This window comes from Flavobacterium suncheonense GH29-5 = DSM 17707 (assembly GCF_000430025.1).
GTDB classification, from domain to species: domain Bacteria; phylum Bacteroidota; class Bacteroidia; order Flavobacteriales; family Flavobacteriaceae; genus Flavobacterium; species Flavobacterium suncheonense.
The window spans coordinates 91,680-108,136 of sequence record NZ_AUCZ01000009.1 but is presented as its reverse complement, the minus strand read 5'-3'; the positions used below and the strand labels follow the sequence as shown (position 1 = coordinate 108,136).

Here is a 16,457-nt window from a genome sequence, read left to right as displayed (position 1 = left end):
TTTGAACGAAAAACTAAAAAAAATACTGAGCATAGGACTCCCACTTCTTTTGGGGGTCTTTTTGGTTTTTTACACCTACAGCCGTTTTACGCCGGAACAGCTCGAAGAAATGAAAGGCTATTTTCGCAATGCGGAATACGGCTACATTGTCATTTCCTCCGTTTTTTCGGTTATCAGTTTAGCGGCCCGTGGCTATCGTTGGCGGTACAGCCTGGAACACATGGGCTATCTTTCCGATTTTAAAACCAACTTTTCCGCCGTTAACATCGGCTACCTGATGAATTACACCGTCCCGCGTTCCGGAGAAGTTTCCCGTGCCCTGGTACTTAAAAAATACAACGACATACCGTTCGACAAGGCTTTCGGCACCATTATTGCCGAGAGGGTTATCGACCTTTTTATTCTCATCACCTTCATACTGACGGCCTTGTTGTTACAGTTTGATCAGTTGTATGCCTTCATTTCCGAAAAAATACCGGTGCAGAAACTGATGTATTTAAGTATTGTCGGAGGTTTCGGGTTTGTAACCGCCGTTTTACTCTTCATCTACTCCAGTTGGAAACCGGTTCTGTTTATCAAAGAGAAAATTGCCGGTTTGGCGGAAGGTTTGTTCAGCACCTTCAAAATGCCCAACCGCGTTCCGTTTTTAAGCTATACAGCGGTCATCTGGATTTCGTATGTTCTGACGTTTTACTCCGCGATTTTTGCCCTACCGGAAACCAGCAGTATCGGATTCGGAACCATCGTAACGGCTTTTGTCGTGGGAAGTTTGGCGGTTACGTTTACCAATGGCGGCTTTGGCGCTTTTCCGCTGATGATTGCCCAGATTCTGGTGCTTTACAACATCCCGGAAACCGCAGGAACCGCTTTCGGATGGATTTTATGGACCTCACAAACCGCTTTGGTGGTGCTTTTAGGCGGGCTTTCCTTTTTACTTTTGCCAATATTACAACGGAAAAAATAATTTGCTATATTGCTGTTCTATTTTCAACAGCTTAACGACGTAAATTATGAAATCTAAAGTATTGCTATTGTTGGCCTTTATGGCAAGTTCCGTGTTTGCACAGCGCATCGATCAGCCTTTCGAATCCCAAAAACTGGGCGGTCCGCGCGACGTTACCATCGTATTGCCTCCCAATTACGAAGCCAACAAAGACAAAAAATATCCTTTATTTGTAGTTTTAGACAGCGATTACCTGCTGGATCCTGTTATGGGAACCATGAAATACGGTGCTTATTGGGATGATTTGCCCGAAGTGATTCTCGTCGGGATCAACCAGAACAAAGCCAACGAACGCGAATACGACTCCCAGTTTGACGAAAACGGATTACCTACCGGCGAAGGCGCCAAGTTTTTCGAATTCTTAGGAATTGAACTGATCCCTTATATCGAAAAAAGTTTCCGGGTAGCGCCTTATCGTCTGATTGTAGGACACGACATGACGGCCGGATTCTTAAACGCTTATCTGTATAAAGATAACCCGGTATTCAATGCGTATCTGTGTCTGAGTCCGGATTTGGCGGAAGAAATGGAAACCCGTATCCCGGAGCGTTTGAAAATCATGAAAAAACCGATTTTCTTCTATCTTGCCACGGCCGACGGGGATTTGAAAAAAGACCGCGAACGCATCAAAGTCATGGAGGAAAACCTGAAAACCGTACAATCCGACTTTGTTAAAACCGGTTTCGACGATTTTAAAAACACTTCGCATTATTCTTTGGTGCCGAATGCCATCAACAACGCTATTTTCGCCATTTTCGACGGATACCAGCCGATTTCAATGAACGAATTTCAGGAAAAACTGGCCAAGATGGACAAAGGCCACACCCAATATTTAGTCGACAAATACACGGCGATTGAGAAAAAATTAGGATTTATGCCGAAAATCCGCCTGAGCGATTTCAAAGCGATTGAAGCCGCCATCATGAAAAACAAAAACTACGAAGATTTCATGCCTTTATCGGATTTAGCTAAAAAACACTATCCGAAAACCATGCTGAGCGAGTATCACAAAGCCATGTTTTATGACAACACCGGCGAACCTGCCAAAGCCCAAAGAGCCTTTATGGCCGCCTTCGGTCTTACCGAAATCCGCGACTTAACCAAAGACATGATGCTGGAACGCGCCGATGCCATCAAAGGTCAACTGAAAAAAGGCAAAGACAAGAAAAACAAAAATCAGGAGGAAGTAGTGGAAGAACCTGTGGAAACACCGACTGAAACTCCAGCCGAAGAACCAAAACAATAAAATGGCCAAAATTAAAACCTCCTTTTTTTGCCAGAGCTGCGGCACCCAGTTTGCCAAATGGCAGGGACAATGCACCGCCTGCAAAGAATGGAATACTATTGTTGAAGAAATCATCCAGAAAGAGGAAAAAGTTGCCTGGAAAACCGAAACATCACCGGTAAAAAAAGCAGCGAAACCTCTGAAAATAAAAGAAATCGATTCTGCCGAAGAAATCCGGATGGACACCACCGACGGGGAGCTCAACCGGGTTTTGGGCGGCGGATTGGTGCCGGGCTCTTTAACGCTTTTGGGCGGCGAACCGGGCATCGGAAAAAGTACGCTTTTGCTGCAGATTTCTTTGAAACTGCCTTACAAAACGCTTTATGTTTCAGGGGAAGAAAGCCAGAAGCAAATCAAAATGCGGGCGGAACGGATTGAAGCCGACACCGACAATTGTTATATTTTAACCGAAACCAAAACCCAGAACATTTTCCGTCAGATTGAAGAAATCCAGCCGGAAATCGTGATTATCGATTCGATTCAGACTTTGCATACAGATTACATTGAATCGTCGGCGGGAAGCATTTCGCAAATCCGGGAATGTACCGCAGAGCTGATCAAGTTCGCCAAAGAAACCAATGTTCCGGTGATTTTAATCGGCCACATTACCAAAGACGGGAACATCGCCGGGCCGAAAATCCTGGAGCACATGGTCGACACCGTGTTGCAGTTTGAAGGCGACCGCAACCACATTTACCGCATCCTGCGTTCGCTGAAAAACCGCTTTGGTTCCACCGCCGAATTGGGAATTTACGAAATGCAGGGCTCCGGTTTGCGCGAAGTGGCCAATCCGTCCGAAATTCTGATTTCCCATAAAGACGAAGAGCTGTCCGGTACCGCCATCGCCACCACGTTAGAAGGTATGCGCCCTTTAATGATTGAAATTCAGGCTTTGGTTTCCACCGCGGTTTACGGTACGCCGCAACGCAGTACTACCGGTTACAACGCCAAACGTCTCAACATGATTTTAGCGGTGTTGGAAAAAAGAGCCGGTTTCCGATTAGGGGCTAAAGACGTGTTTCTGAACGTAACCGGAGGCATTTCCGTAGACGATCCTGCTATTGATTTGGCGGTAGTAGCCGCGATTTTATCTTCAAATGAAGACATTCCGGTAGGCAAAGATGTTTGTTTTGCGGGTGAAGTTGGCCTTTCAGGAGAAATCCGTCCGGTAAACCGGGTGGAACAGCGCATACAGGAAGCCGAAAAATTAGGCTTTTCGACCATTTTCGTGTCCAAATACAACAAAATTGCCCTGAAAAATACTCTGATTGACATTAAAATGGTCGCGAAGATTGAAGACGTAGTGGAACAGTTGTTTGGATAACCTTAAAAAAATACTCATGAAAACTAAATTGCTTTGCTTTTTTTTCTTCGTTTTGCTGCTGGTTTCCTGTGACAAAAATTCGGTATACAGCAAACTCGACCGCAACTTTGAAAGCAACCGTTGGCAATCCGACGAGGTAAAAACCTTTGAATTTACCATTGAAGACGATTCCAAAACGTACAATCTCGAATTACAGTTCAGCCACATCTACGATTATCAGTATGAAAAAGTGCCGCTGAACATCACACTTACAGGGCCAGACGGTACTGTCGCGCCAATTCCGTTCGAACTGATTATTAAAGATGCTTCCGGAAAACAACTGGCGGATTGCACCGGCGACATGTGCGACCTAATCGTTCCGCTGCAGCAAAATGTGAAACTGGCCAAAGGAACGTATCAACTTACCGTTTCCCAAGCCTTTAAAAAACCGTACCTTCCTAATGTGCTGGCGCTTGGTCTTAACGTAAAAATTGTTCCGTAATTTAGGAAATCATGAAATCCATACCCGAAATCCTGCAGATTATCAACCGCTTTCACGAATTGGGCGAAACGGCTCAGGCAGGTGAATTTCTGATTCAGCAATTCGGTTTGGAACAACCCAATTTCAAAGGTTTTGAATACCGGGAAGCCGCCCGCCCGGATTTCATCCTGATGACTACCGAAGGTGCTTTCGGCGAACCGCAAATCATCCGCTTGCCTGAAAACGCTTTTGAATTTCCGTTGGACCTGATTCTGAACCTGATTGCCCACGAAATGGTGCATGTCATTCAGAAATCGGCAGCAAATCAGGTATTGGACAAAAACGAACGGGAATGGCAGGCGTATTACGAAATGTTGTTTCACAAAATTTTTCCGAAGATTCCGGAATGTTCCGATTTCCACAAAAAATTCTTTGCCGACAAGGCTTTTGAGTACTACAAACGCATGGGAGAAGGTTCCGAACTGCAACAAAAATACGCGAATCAGAAGCTGGAAGTGGAAAATTTAGTAGCTTCGCTTTCCTAAACACACAACATTCTCGATCGGCATGAGAACCAAAAAGCAAAAGTTTTTCCTGTTTCTGAAGATTGTAGCCGCGCTCTTAGCACTGCTTTTGGGCGGCCTGTACTTTTTTCGGGACAGCCTGCTGCAACAAGTCCTCCGCAAAGCCGAAACGAAATTTGAACAAGAGTATAATTGCCAGTTTTCCGTAAAACAGGCCAATTTTAACGGTCTTTCCGAAGTGGAACTCCACAACCTGATTCTGGTTCCGAAAAACGCCGATACGCTTTTAGCCGTTCGGAAAATCAAAACGAGTTACAGCCTTTTCGAACTGTTTACCGGCGATTTGCAGCTGAAAAACCTCGAAATGAACCACGGATTCATCCAATTGGTCAAAAACAAAAACGGCCGCAATTTTGACGCTTTCCTCAAACGCGACAACGAAGAAAAAGCAACTGAAAAACGCCATTACGCCAAACTCGCCTATCGCCTGTTAAACAAGGTTTTAAATCTGGTGCCTTCGGAAATGCAACTGGATAATTTGTCTTTACGTATGGATGACATGGGCCGGAAAGTAGTGCTCCACCTAAACGATTTGCGACTGGAAAACCATCAGTTGCAATCTGAAATTCAGGTGAAAACGAACACTTTGGTCCAACACTGGAAGATTAGCGGTTTTGCCGATCCGCGAGCCAAAAAAGCCGATCTGAAATTCTTCAGTGGCGACACGACCAAAATTCAAGTGCCATATATCGACGAACGTTTCGGTTTGAAATCGAGCTTTGACAACATCCACATCAAACTGGACAAACTGGAAATGGAAAGCGGCGAACTGCACATCGACGGGTTTACCTCCATCGAAAATTTTACGCTCAACCATCCGAAAATTGCCAAAAAAGACGTGGTTATTGCGAACGCCCGGTTTGATTACCGGTTCTTGTTAGGTCGTGATTTCATTTCGATTGACAGCACGTCCTCCGCTCAACTGAATCACATCAAAGTGAAACCGTTTGCGGAATACAATACCGAAGAAGACACAATTTACAGGCTGAAAGTCGCGATTCCGAAGATGAACGCACAGGATTTTATCACTTCCCTGCCCAAAGGCCTGTTCACCAATTTTGAAGGTATGGAAACCGAAGGGAATTTTGACTATCAGCTCGATTTCGCATACAACAAAAACAAACCGGACGACCTGATTTTTGACAGCAAACTCAACAAAGAAAACTTGCGCATTACCAAATACGGCGCCGCCAATCTGGCCAAACTGAACGGCGAATTCACCTACCGTGCCATCGAAAACGGTGTGGAACAACGCCCGATTTTAGTGGGAGCCGCCAATCCGAATTACACGCCGCTGGACCAGATTTCGCCTTATCTGGAAAAAGCAGTGCTCACCAGCGAAGATCCGTCATTTTTTCACCATCGCGGGTTCATCAACGAAGCGTTTAAACAGTCGATTGTAAAGAACATCCGAACCAGAAAATTTGCCCGAGGCGCAAGTACCATCAGCATGCAGTTGGTGAAAAACGTGTTCTTAACACGGGAAAAAACGCTTTCGCGGAAACTCGAAGAAATCCTGTTGGTGTATATTCTGGAAAACAACCGCATCGCCTCCAAATCCCGCATGCTGGAAGTGTATTTTAACGTGATTGAATGGGGACCGAACGTGTACGGCATTGGGGAAGCTTCGCAGTTTTATTTCCAGAAAAGACCAAGTGATTTAACTTTAACCGAATGTTTGTACCTGGCCTCGATTGTTCCGAAACCGAAAAAATTCATGTGGCAGTTTGACGATCAGGGCAATCAGAAACCGTATGCCGTAAAAAACCAACGCTTTATCAAAAACCTGATGCTGCGCCGCGCTTTGATTACCGAACAGGACACAACAGGACAATCCGTTCCGGTATACATTTCGGGCAGGGCGCGTTCGTTTTTAAAACTCAAAACCTTGGTGGATTCCACCGCTGCGGATTCACTGCGTTTTGATCCGGATGAGTTTGATTTTTAGCTTTTATTAACCCCAAAGCTTACAAAGAAAGTGCTAGGGACACAAAGTTTTTACCTTTCCGGAATATTTAATCCGTTTAAATCTGTAAATCCGTGTTTTCCGTGTACCTTTTCGCGATATGTTTATTTGAAGTTCCGCAAAAACTCTTCTTTATACGTTGGCGAAATTTCAATTTCGGCACCGTCGTTCAGCATGATATAACCGCCTTTGTTGTACGATTTCACAAAGTTGATGTTGATGATGTGCGACTTGTGCACCCGCAGAAACGGGAACGGCAGTATCTCCGAAAAATGCTTCAGGAAACGACAGACCATTTTTTTACTGCCATCGGCCAAGTGCAAATCTGTAAAGTTCCCGTTGCCCCGCAAGCGGACGATGTCTTCCATTTTCACCACTTCAAAACCTTCCAAGGTCGGTAAAATGACCTGTTTTTTCTCGGGTTGTGTTTCGCGGAAATTCTCTACGATGATTTTATTGCGGTTGAAAATTTCATTATTCAGAATATGCTGCTGTACTTTGTTGACCGCTACAATCAATTCCTCAATACTAATCGGTTTCAGCAGATAATAGGCCGCGCTTTGGTTGAGGGCTTTCAATGAATATTCCGAAAAAGCAGTCACAAAAATCGTTTCAAACTGTAAGTTTTTACAAGCTTCTAACACATCAAACGCGTTTCCGAAGGGCATTTCCACATCCAGAAACACCAATTGTGGTGTCAGGTCGTGCAATAGCGGCACGGCTTCCTTAATGTTTTGCGCTTCGCCTATTACTTCCACCTGCGGACAGTATTTCCCCAGATAGTTTCTGAGCACTTCGCGCGCGGCGGCTTCGTCTTCTACAATTACGGCTCTTATTTTCTGAATGGTCATTTTATTCGTTTTTAGAAACCTGTTCGGTTTACATCATACTTTATCAAGCAAAGGAAACGTTAAGGTGACAATGGTTCCGGTAGTTCCACTGTTTTTTTCGGTGATGGAAAAACCAATATTCGTTTTGTACAGTTCGTTCAACAGATTAATACGCTCTTTGGTATTGGTTACGCCTCTGGACTGATGCACTTTCTGGTTGCGGGTTTTCAGGGCGGCGCTTTCGGTCAGGCCGATGCCGTTATCGTCTACAATTACCGATACTTTTCCTCGGTTCAGCTCGAATTTCAGCAATAACAAACCTTTGGTTTCGCGATACCGCAAGCCGTGCCAGATCGCGTTCTCCAGATGCGGCTGGATGAGCATGTTCGGCACTAAAGTCGTTTCGGTATCCAGCGCATCGTCCACTACAATCTGATAGTCGAATTTGTCCTGAAAACGTAAGTGTTCCAGATTCAGATATTTTTTCAGTTGTTCAATTTCGTTGCTCAGGCTGATAAAATCCTTGTTCGAATTTTCCATCATGTTGCGCATCAGGTGGGAATACGAACTCAGGTATTTGTTGGCTTCCAGCTCTTTGTTCTGCGAAATGAACTGGTTCACGCTGTTCAGACTGTTGAAAATAAAATGCGGATTCATTTCCCGGCGTAACGACTGCAACGCGATTTCCTTGTTTTTGGTTTTGATGGAATACAGCGCTTTTACAATCAGTCCGACCAAAAGCAGTAAAAGTAACAGCGAACCCAAAAGCACATAATTAAACGTGTTTTTCTTGGCGATGAGTTCATCTTTCAGGGCTTTTTCCTTTTCCAGCTGGCGGATTTTCTCCTCGGTTACCTGAAAAGTTTTTTCATCAATCAAGGAACTGTCGTTGCGGATGAGTTTGTCAAAATTCTGAAAGAAATCATCATACAAAGCAATGCTTTCCTTGTCTTTGCCGTGGGTTTTGTAGTACTGAAGCAATTGCAGCAGACTGTTTTTTACCTCATCGGTTTCACCTTGTTGCAGCGCTAAGTGATAGGCTTGTTTTAAACACAGAACCGCTTTTTCCGGTTCGTTTTTCTTAAAATAAATCGTCGCCAGGGTTTGCAGCTGCTTGATTTGGGTGTCGAAATCGTTAGCGGTTTTCGCATCCGCCAGCAATTTTTCACTGATCTCCAAAGCCTTATCAAACTGATTGTCGGAGGCGTATACTTTCGCGATTTCCGTTTTCAGTTTGGCCACTTCTTCCGGCTGGTCTTTTACATAGGTAATCGCTTTTTCGTAACTCTGAATGGCCACGTCTTTGTTTTTTTGCTGCAGGTTCATTTGTGCCTGTTGGACGTAGGCATCGGCAACTTCTTCTTTTTTATCGGCTTTCTCCAAAAGCTGAATGTTCGATTGCACGAATGACGTTTGCGCCGCCGGATTGTTGATGTTCCGCAGACGGTTGGCATCGTTCCTGTTAAGCTGAATCACCTCTTGTTCCTCCGCTGCTGCGCCGGCCGCTTCATAGCTTTTAATGGCGGCGCTTACTTTTTGCTGTGACTCCTGCACTTTGGCCAGGCTTCGGGTTACTCTTGTTCGGTCAGAAGTCCGTTTTAGTTTGGTGTAGGTGGCCAGTGCTTTTTTCAGGTATTCTTCTGCTTTGGCATTGTCACCTTTTTCGAGGAATCCGTCGGCTAGTTTTTCATAGTTTTTGGCGATTTGCACCTCGTCATTGGCATCCAGTGACTCTTTTAAATCGTCTGCCGCTTTACTGATTTTATAAGAAGCCGCTTTTTTGCTTCTAGTTGCCGATGGCTGAATACTGTCCTGCGCGGAAGCCTCAAAAGTGAGGTTCAGCGATAAAAAAATAAAAGCAAAAAAGACCAGTTTCCGTGTCATCCGTATTGGTTTCTGTGTAAATGTAAAGAAACTATTTTAAAAACAGTGCTGCAAGCGATTTCACCAAGTCAAAAGCCGGTTTCACCCATTCTGCAAAAAACGTGCGGTTTCTCAGGATAATTTTGGGATAGAATCTTAAACCAAAAATCATGAAAACGGAAAATCTAATTGCAGTCTTGAGCGCTTCTGTTTTGATTACAGGAGTGGCGTATAATTCCCTTTTCCCTAGTGAACCACAAACATTTCTTCCAACTAAACTAGCAGTTGCCACTGAAAGACCTGCTGTTGAAGAAAAACCCTGTGTGTTCATGTCGGTGATGGGCGAACAGTCCGTAACCGATTATGCGCAGTACAAAAACGATTCCAAAACCTCATCGGCCATAGACAAAGGTGAAAAATGGCTGGTGGACGCCCAAAACAACGACGGAGGCTGGGGCGCGGGTTCCCACAGCAATCAGGGCGAAATGAACCCGCATGCTGTGAGTTCCGATCCGGCTACAACCGCGATGGCTTCCATGGCCCTGTACCGTATGGGGTATTCCATTGAGAAAGGAAAATACAAAACGCAACTTAAACATGCGCTTGATTTTTTATTATCCGAAGTGGAAAAAAACAAGAACAGTGAATTCATCACCCAAGTGCGCGGCACTCAAATTCAGACAAAGCTGGGGCAAAACATTGATGCTGCTTTAACCCTTCAATTCTTAAATCAGGTGGTACCGACTTTATCCGACCGAAATCTTAAAAAAAGAGTGGAAAACGCCATCCAGATCTGTGTGGACAAAGTGGAACAATCCTATGACCCCAACGGAAAAGTGAGCGGAGCCGGTTGGGCGGGCGTGTTGCAGTCGTCGTTTGCCAATGCCGGATTGGAGCAGGCTTCCAAAAACAAAAACATCAAAGTAAACAAAGAGAAAATTGCCGCCGCCCGAAATTATCAGAAAAGCAATTACGATGCGGATGCCAAAACCGCTAAAACCGAAGACGGCGCCGGCATCATGCTCTATGCGGTAAGCAGTTCCGTTCGCGGTAGTGCCGGAGAAGCCAAAGAAGCCGAGGAACTCTTCGAAAAAGCCAAAGCCGAAGGGAAAATCGACCGAAGAGCAGAAATGAACCGTGAAAATCTGGAGAAAATCGGCGTTACCCGTGAAAAAGCCGCTTCCTATGAAGTCGCCAGCAAAGTCTACAAAGCCGCCAAAGTACAGGCCATGGACGACAACGTGATGAACGGCTTCGGAAATAACGGCGGGGAAGAATTCATGAGCTTTCTGCAAACCGGCGAATCTTTAATCGTGAAAAAAGACAACGACTGGAAACATTGGTACAACAACGTGAGCGGAAAAATCATCAAAATCCAGAACGAAAACGGCAGCTGGAACGGCCACCACTGCATCACCAGTCCGGTTTTTTGTACCGCCACCTGTCTGTTGATTTTAACCATTGAAAACGATATCAAAACCTTACAACAATAATTTTAAAAGACAAATACCATGAAACGTACACTTATTATTTCAGCCCTTTTTGCAACCGTTTTTTCTTTTGCAAACGGCACGAATTTCAATCACAAAGAAGATGCAAAATCCTTAATCCCCGTAATTGCTGAAAAAACCGTTAAAGCGGAAAACACCAAAATTCAGGTGGCCATTTTATTGGACACTTCCAACAGCATGGACGGACTAATCGAACAGGCGAAATCCCGTTTGTGGAACATCGTCAACACCTTAACCACGCTGAAATACCACGGCAAAACGCCGGATATTGAAATCGGCTTGTACGAGTACGGGAACGACGGCCTTTCTGCGTCATCCAATTACATCCGGCAGGTAGCGCCGCTTACTTCCGATTTGGACCTGATTTCCGAAAAACTGTTCGCCCTGCGCACCAACGGCGGTTCGGAATATTGCGGGGCCGTAATTGCCGATGCGACCAAACAGTTAAACTGGGGCAAAGACGCTTCCGACATGAAACTGGTGTACATCGCCGGAAACGAACCCTTTAATCAGGGCAGTGTTCACTACAAAGAAGCAATTAGTGACGCGCTGAAAAAAGACATTTACGTCAATACCATTTTCTGCGGCAATCAGGAAGAAGGCATCCGTACCTTCTGGAAAGACGGCGCAGATATCGGAAAAGGTAAATATTTTAACATCGATTCCAACAGAGCCGTGCTTTACATTGCCACGCCTTACGATGTGCGCATTTCGGAATGCAATGCCAAAATTAACGACACTTACATCGGTTACGGTTCGATGGGACATTCCAAAAAGATGAACCAGGAAATGCAGGATGCCAATGCACAAGGTGTTTCGGCTGCCAATTTTGCGGAACGTGCGGTGAGTAAATCCAAAGCGGCCTACAAAAACGACAGCTGGGATTTAGTCGACAAGGTAAAAGACGACAAAGGTGCGATTGACAAACTGAAAAAAGAAGAATTACCAAAAGAACTCCAAAACAAATCCAAAGCGGAAATCAAGGCTTATGTGGAGCAAAAATCGAAAGAACGCGAAGCCATTCAGAAAGAAATCGGGGAACTGGCTAAAAAACGTCAGGCATATATCGATGCCGAGATGAAAAAAACCAAGACTCAGGACGATTTGGGTGGTGCGATTAATTCCTCGGTGATTGCCTTTGCCAAAACCAAAGGGTATACGGTTGAAAAGTAAAAGCGGATATTCCTAACAAATTTCCCGGCCCAAGTGTCGGGATTTTTTTATAATTTTATGATAACCAAATCATTACGCTATGAAATTATTGCGCTTTTTAATTGTTTTGGTTTTCTTTTCGTGCGAAAGCCAATCACAAACCGGAACCGTCGGCCTTCAAACGTTTGCTACCGGTTTTGCTTCGCCGGTGGCTATCGAGAATTGCGGTGACAGCCGGCTTTTCGTGGTGGAACAGGACGGGCTTATCAAAATTCTGAACAGCAACGGCACCACCAATGCGACGCCTTTTCTCAACATCAGTTCCTTAACCAATCAAAGCGGCGAGCAGGGTTTATTGGGTTTGGCTTTTCACCCTGATTATGCTTCCAACGGCTTTTTTTACATCAATTATACAAACCTGAGCGGAAATACGGTTATTGCCCGTTATTCAGTAAACAGTTCCAATCCGGATATTGCCAATCCTGCCGGCACTATTCTGCTGACCATTGCACAGCCTTTTTCCAACCACAACGGTGGGACTTTGAAATTCGGTCCTGACGGGTATCTCTATATCGGTATGGGCGATGGCGGCAGCGGTGGCGATCCGGGAAACAGAGCGCAGAATATCAATGAGTTATTAGGAAAGATGCTTCGGATTGACGTCAATTCCGGCACTCCGTATGGTATTCCTCCAACCAATCCGTATGTGGGAGTGACTGGTGCCGATGAAATCTGGGCGATTGGTTTGCGCAATCCGTGGAAATTCTCGTTTGACCGTTTAACCGGTGATTTATGGATTGCGGATGTCGGACAGAATCTGTACGAAGAAGTCAACCGGGCGGCTTCCACCGAAAGCGGTTTGAACTACGGCTGGCGCTGTTATGAAGGCAATGCAGCTTACAACACCACGGGTTGTGCCCCGCAAAACACCATGAAAGCGCCGTTACTGACTACCGAACACAGCGGTGGTTTTTGTTCGATTACCGGCGGTTATGTGTACCGCGGCTCGCAATTCCCGAATTTTCAGGGCAAGTATTTCTTTTCCGATTATTGTAAAGCGCAGATCGGCATGAGTGATGCTTCAGGCAATGTGACGTTTTCCGCTACCTTTTCCGGCAACAATTTCGTGACGTTTGGCGAAGATGTGAACGGTGAATTGTATGTGGCGTCGATTGGCAATGGAACGATTTACAAAATTACCGACAGTTCTTTAAGCACCGCAGCATTTGGGAAAACCTCTTTTCGTATTTATCCGAATCCGGTAAAATCGGAAGTCTATATTCAACATTCCAATGCAATGAATTATGCGACTTCGATCGTCTTGCTGGACGCCAACGGAAAAAAAATAGTCAGTAAAAAAACAGTAAACCAGCCTCTGCTTTCTCTGAATACAGAGAATTTACAGGCTGGTTTTTATTTCCTGAAACTGACGGACAATCTTGGCTTGACCTCCGTGCACAAATTGATTAAATTTTGATTACGGCGCCGGGTTCGGGATTTTTTCCTGAATTGTATTGATTTCATCCAATACCGCATCGGTTAAACGCACGTCAAACGCATTGATGTTTTCTTCCAACTGATCCAACGAAGTCGCGCCTATAATCGTCGAAATCACAAACTTTTGATGGTGCACAAACGCTATGGACAGTTCCGTTAAAGTTAAGCCCAGACTGTGCGCCAAATCCTGGTACATTTTGGTCACTTTGAAGCAGTTCTCGTTGGTATAACGCGTAAAATGCGGAAACAGGCCCAAACGCGATTCCGGCACAATACCGTTCAAATGTTTTCCGGTTAGGAAGCCGAAACCAAGCGGTGAATAGGCCAACAAGCCTACGTTTTCACGCATACAGATTTCAGATAAACCCACCTCAAACAAACGGTTCAGGAGCGAATAAGGATTTTGTATGGTGGCAATGCGCGGCAAATTGTGTTTTTCCGCTTCGTTTAAAAATTTCATCACACCCCAGGGATTTTCGTTGGAAACCCCGATGTGCCTGATTTTCCCTTCTTTGATAAGCCCGTCAAACGTGGTCAACACTTCTAAAATATTGTCCTGCCATTGGTGGTCGATATCGGATATTCCGCGTTTTCCGAACATGTTCATCACACGCTCCGGCCAGTGCATCTGATACAAATCGATATACTCTGTCTGGAGGTTTTTCAGGCTAAGTCCCACCGCTTCGTGCAAACTCTTTTTGGAAAAATCCAACGGCTGACGAATGTAACTCATGCCGCGGTTCGGTCCGGCGATTTTGGTCGCCACCACAAGTTCTTCGCGTTTGTGCTTGTTTTTAGCCAACCACGTGCCGATGTAACGTTCGGTGCTGCCGAAAATGTGCTCGTTTCCGCCAATCGGGTACATTTCGGCCGTGTCGATGAAATTGATGCCTCTTTCGACGGCGTAATCGAGTTGGAAATGGGCTTCAGCTTCGGTGTTTTGGTTGCCGAAAGTCATGGTGCCTAAACAGATTTCACTGACTTTTAAATCGGTATGGGGCAGAATGGTGTATTTCATTTTGAAGGTTCTGAGATTCTGAGGTGCAAAGTTAAAATTTAGTTGCCAGTTACCACAGCCAACAGCATTTTTTTAAAACAAAAGGCCCTAAGATTTCCCTTAGAGCCTTTGAATCTTAACACCTTAGTGTCTTGTCTTAAATTTCATTCAATAATTTGGAGATTTCATCCAGTTTCGGCGTCAGAATGATTTCGATACGACGGTTTTTCGCTTTGCCTTCGGCTGTTTCATTTGAAGCCAATGGGGAATATTCCCCGCGTCCGGCTGCGGTCAGGTTTTCTTTGCGCACCATGGCATTGGATGTCAGGATGTTTACGATGGCTGTGGCACGTTTGGTCGATAAATCCCAGTTGTTTTCCACACCGCCGCCAATGGTTCCGGTGATTTTATCGTTGTCGGTATGTCCTTCAATCAGTACGGCGATGTCCGGATTGTCGGCCAATACTTTTCCAACCAAATCCACGGCTTTTTTCCCTTCGGAATTAACCACCCAGCTTCCCGAATCAAAAAGCAATTTGTTTTCCATGGAAACGTAAACTTTGCCGTTTTTCTGCTCTACGGTCAACCCTTTTCCTTCAAACGCTTTTAACGATTTCGACAGGGTTTCTTTCAGTTTGTTCATCGCGGCTTCTTTCGCGGCAATCATGCTTTCCAGTTCGTTCACGCGGTCGGAACGGTCTTTCAGATCTTTGTTTAATTTGTCCAGACGGGCTCTTTCTGCGGCCAACGCTTTTTCTTTTGCTTCCAGCTGCGCCAACAATTCGCGGTTTTTGTTCATGTTCGACTGTAACGCTTCATCGCTGTTTTTCTCTAAAGCGCTGTAAGACGACTGTAACGTTTTCAGGTTGTTGCTCGCCGCAGCATAATCGGCAGCCAGTTTGTCTCTTTCGGCTTTCAGTTTGTCCAACTCGGCCTGTAACGTGGTTTTGTCTAATTCCAACTGGTTTTTGTTGGTTTTCAAGCCTTCGTTTTCATCAGCCAAAGCACGGTTTTCTTTCTTTAAATCGGCAAATTTGGTTTCTAAATCTGTGTACATCTTTTTCGACACACACGAAGTGGTTAAGGCCAAAGCCAAAACGCCTACGGATACTTGTTTTATCATTTTTTGTGGTATTTAGCGTTTATTTTAATCTTGGTTCTGTTTTCTATGTTCTTTTCTCTTATTCCTTGTCTCTTTTTACTTATCCCTCACCTACATCATCTCCACCAACACCGGACAATGGTCGGAATGTTTGGCTTCCGGTAAAATCACGGCGCGTTTCATTTTGTTTTTCAGCGGTTCGCTCACCAGATTGTAATCGATTCTCCAGCCTTTGTTGTTGTTGCGGGCATTGGCTCGGTAACTCCACCAGCTGTAATTGTGGGGTTCTTTGTTGAAATGACGGAAACTGTCGATGAATCCGCTTTTCATAAAACCGTCCAGCCAGGCGCGTTCTTCCGGCAAAAAACCGGACACTTTGGCATTGCGGATGGGATCGTGTATATCAATCGCTTCGTGACAAATGTTGTAATCGCCGCAGATAATCAGGTTCGGGATTTCTTTTTTCAGGTTGTTGATGTACTCCTGAAAATCGTCCATGTACTGAAACTTATGGCTCAAACGGTCCATGTTGGTCCCGGACGGCAAATACAAGCTCATCACGGAAAAATCGTCGAAATCGGCGCGCAGGTTACGGCCTTCTTTGTCCATGTATTCAATGCCGGTACCGTACACTACGTTTTTGGGCGCTACTTTAGACAGGATGGCCACGCCGCTGTAGCCTTTCTTTTCCGCAGGGAAATAATACTGATACGGATAACCGGCCGCCTCAATTTCCATGACCGGAATCTGTTCGTGTATGGCTTTAATTTCCTGAAGGCAAATAACATCCGGACTCGCGCTTTTCAGCCATTCCAAAAAACCTTTGGCAATAGCGGCACGGATTCCGTTAACGTTATAGGAGATAATCTTCATTCTGGTGTTT

At 45.1% G+C, this 16,457-nt stretch carries 14 protein-coding genes; 9 read left to right on the top strand and 5 right to left on the bottom strand.

All coding sequences use genetic code 11. The features are described from left to right. Position 1: 1 nt before the first annotated feature. The 6 genes from G498_RS0106855 to G498_RS0106830 are packed head-to-tail and all read left to right on the top strand — an operon-like array spanning position 2 to position 6,604. Complete coding sequence (locus tag G498_RS0106855; RefSeq protein ID WP_026980501.1) at positions 2–964, top strand: lysylphosphatidylglycerol synthase transmembrane domain-containing protein; 963 nt, start codon at positions 2–4, stop codon at positions 962–964. A 46-nt stretch (positions 965–1,010) separates the two neighbouring features. After that, the gene (locus tag G498_RS0106850) at positions 1,011–2,249 is read left to right on the top strand and encodes an alpha/beta hydrolase (RefSeq protein ID WP_026980500.1); all 1,239 of its coding nucleotides are present in this window, start codon (positions 1,011–1,013) and stop codon (positions 2,247–2,249) included. 1 nt (position 2,250) lies between these two features. Further along, the gene (gene radA / locus G498_RS0106845; RefSeq protein ID WP_026980499.1) at positions 2,251–3,612 is read left to right on the top strand and encodes a DNA repair protein RadA; all 1,362 of its coding nucleotides are present in this window, start codon (positions 2,251–2,253) and stop codon (positions 3,610–3,612) included. 16 nt (positions 3,613–3,628) lie between these two features. Beyond that, positions 3,629–4,093 carry a gliding motility lipoprotein GldH gene (locus tag G498_RS0106840; protein ID WP_026980498.1) on the top strand — a complete coding sequence of 155 codons (465 nt, stop codon included), beginning with the start codon at positions 3,629–3,631 and terminating at the stop codon, positions 4,091–4,093. Between the two features lie 11 nt (positions 4,094–4,104). Next, complete coding sequence (locus G498_RS0106835) at positions 4,105–4,617, top strand: hypothetical protein (RefSeq protein WP_026980497.1); 513 nt, start codon at positions 4,105–4,107, stop codon at positions 4,615–4,617. A 22-nt stretch (positions 4,618–4,639) separates the two neighbouring features. Beyond that, positions 4,640–6,604 (top strand): transglycosylase domain-containing protein, encoded by a 1,965-nt coding sequence (locus G498_RS0106830; protein WP_026980496.1) that lies wholly within the window; start codon positions 4,640–4,642, stop codon positions 6,602–6,604. Positions 6,605–6,726: 122 nt separating this feature from the next. Here G498_RS0106830 and G498_RS0106825 read toward each other — a convergent pair whose 3' ends face one another. Beyond that, on the bottom strand, positions 6,727–7,473 hold the full coding sequence (locus tag G498_RS0106825) for a LytR/AlgR family response regulator transcription factor (protein WP_026980495.1): 747 nt from the start codon (positions 7,471–7,473) through the stop codon (positions 6,727–6,729). A gap of 33 nt (positions 7,474–7,506) precedes the next feature. Beyond that, on the bottom strand, positions 7,507–9,336 hold the full coding sequence (locus tag G498_RS0106820) for a tetratricopeptide repeat-containing sensor histidine kinase (protein WP_081694214.1): 1,830 nt from the start codon (positions 9,334–9,336) through the stop codon (positions 7,507–7,509). A gap of 149 nt (positions 9,337–9,485) precedes the next feature. On the opposite strand from G498_RS0106820, the gene G498_RS0106810 reads away from it, so the two are divergent. From G498_RS0106810 to G498_RS0106800, 3 genes are all read left to right on the top strand, one after another. Then, positions 9,486–10,808 carry a prenyltransferase/squalene oxidase repeat-containing protein gene (locus G498_RS0106810; protein WP_026980493.1) on the top strand — a complete coding sequence of 441 codons (1,323 nt, stop codon included), beginning with the start codon at positions 9,486–9,488 and terminating at the stop codon, positions 10,806–10,808. A gap of 18 nt (positions 10,809–10,826) precedes the next feature. Then, entirely contained in the window at positions 10,827–11,999 is a 1,173-nt protein-coding gene (locus G498_RS0106805) for a vWA domain-containing protein (protein ID WP_026980492.1), read from the top strand. A gap of 79 nt (positions 12,000–12,078) precedes the next feature. Further along, positions 12,079–13,455: a PQQ-dependent sugar dehydrogenase gene (locus tag G498_RS0106800; RefSeq protein ID WP_026980491.1), complete on the top strand. Its 1,377-nt coding sequence runs from the start codon at positions 12,079–12,081 to the stop codon at positions 13,453–13,455. Here the strand turns inward: G498_RS0106800 and G498_RS0106795 are convergent, their stop codons facing one another. From G498_RS0106795 to G498_RS0106785, 3 genes are all read right to left on the bottom strand, one after another. After that, positions 13,456–14,493, bottom strand: coding sequence for an aldo/keto reductase (locus G498_RS0106795; protein ID WP_026980490.1), 1,038 nt, complete (start codon positions 14,491–14,493; stop codon positions 13,456–13,458). A gap of 136 nt (positions 14,494–14,629) precedes the next feature. Further along, a complete protein-coding gene (locus G498_RS0106790) occupies positions 14,630–15,595 on the bottom strand; it encodes an OmpA family protein (protein WP_026980489.1) in 966 nt (321 codons plus the stop codon). A gap of 90 nt (positions 15,596–15,685) precedes the next feature. Beyond that, positions 15,686–16,447 (bottom strand): exodeoxyribonuclease III, encoded by a 762-nt coding sequence (locus tag G498_RS0106785; RefSeq protein ID WP_026980488.1) that lies wholly within the window; start codon positions 16,445–16,447, stop codon positions 15,686–15,688. Positions 16,448–16,457 lie beyond the last annotated feature (10 nt).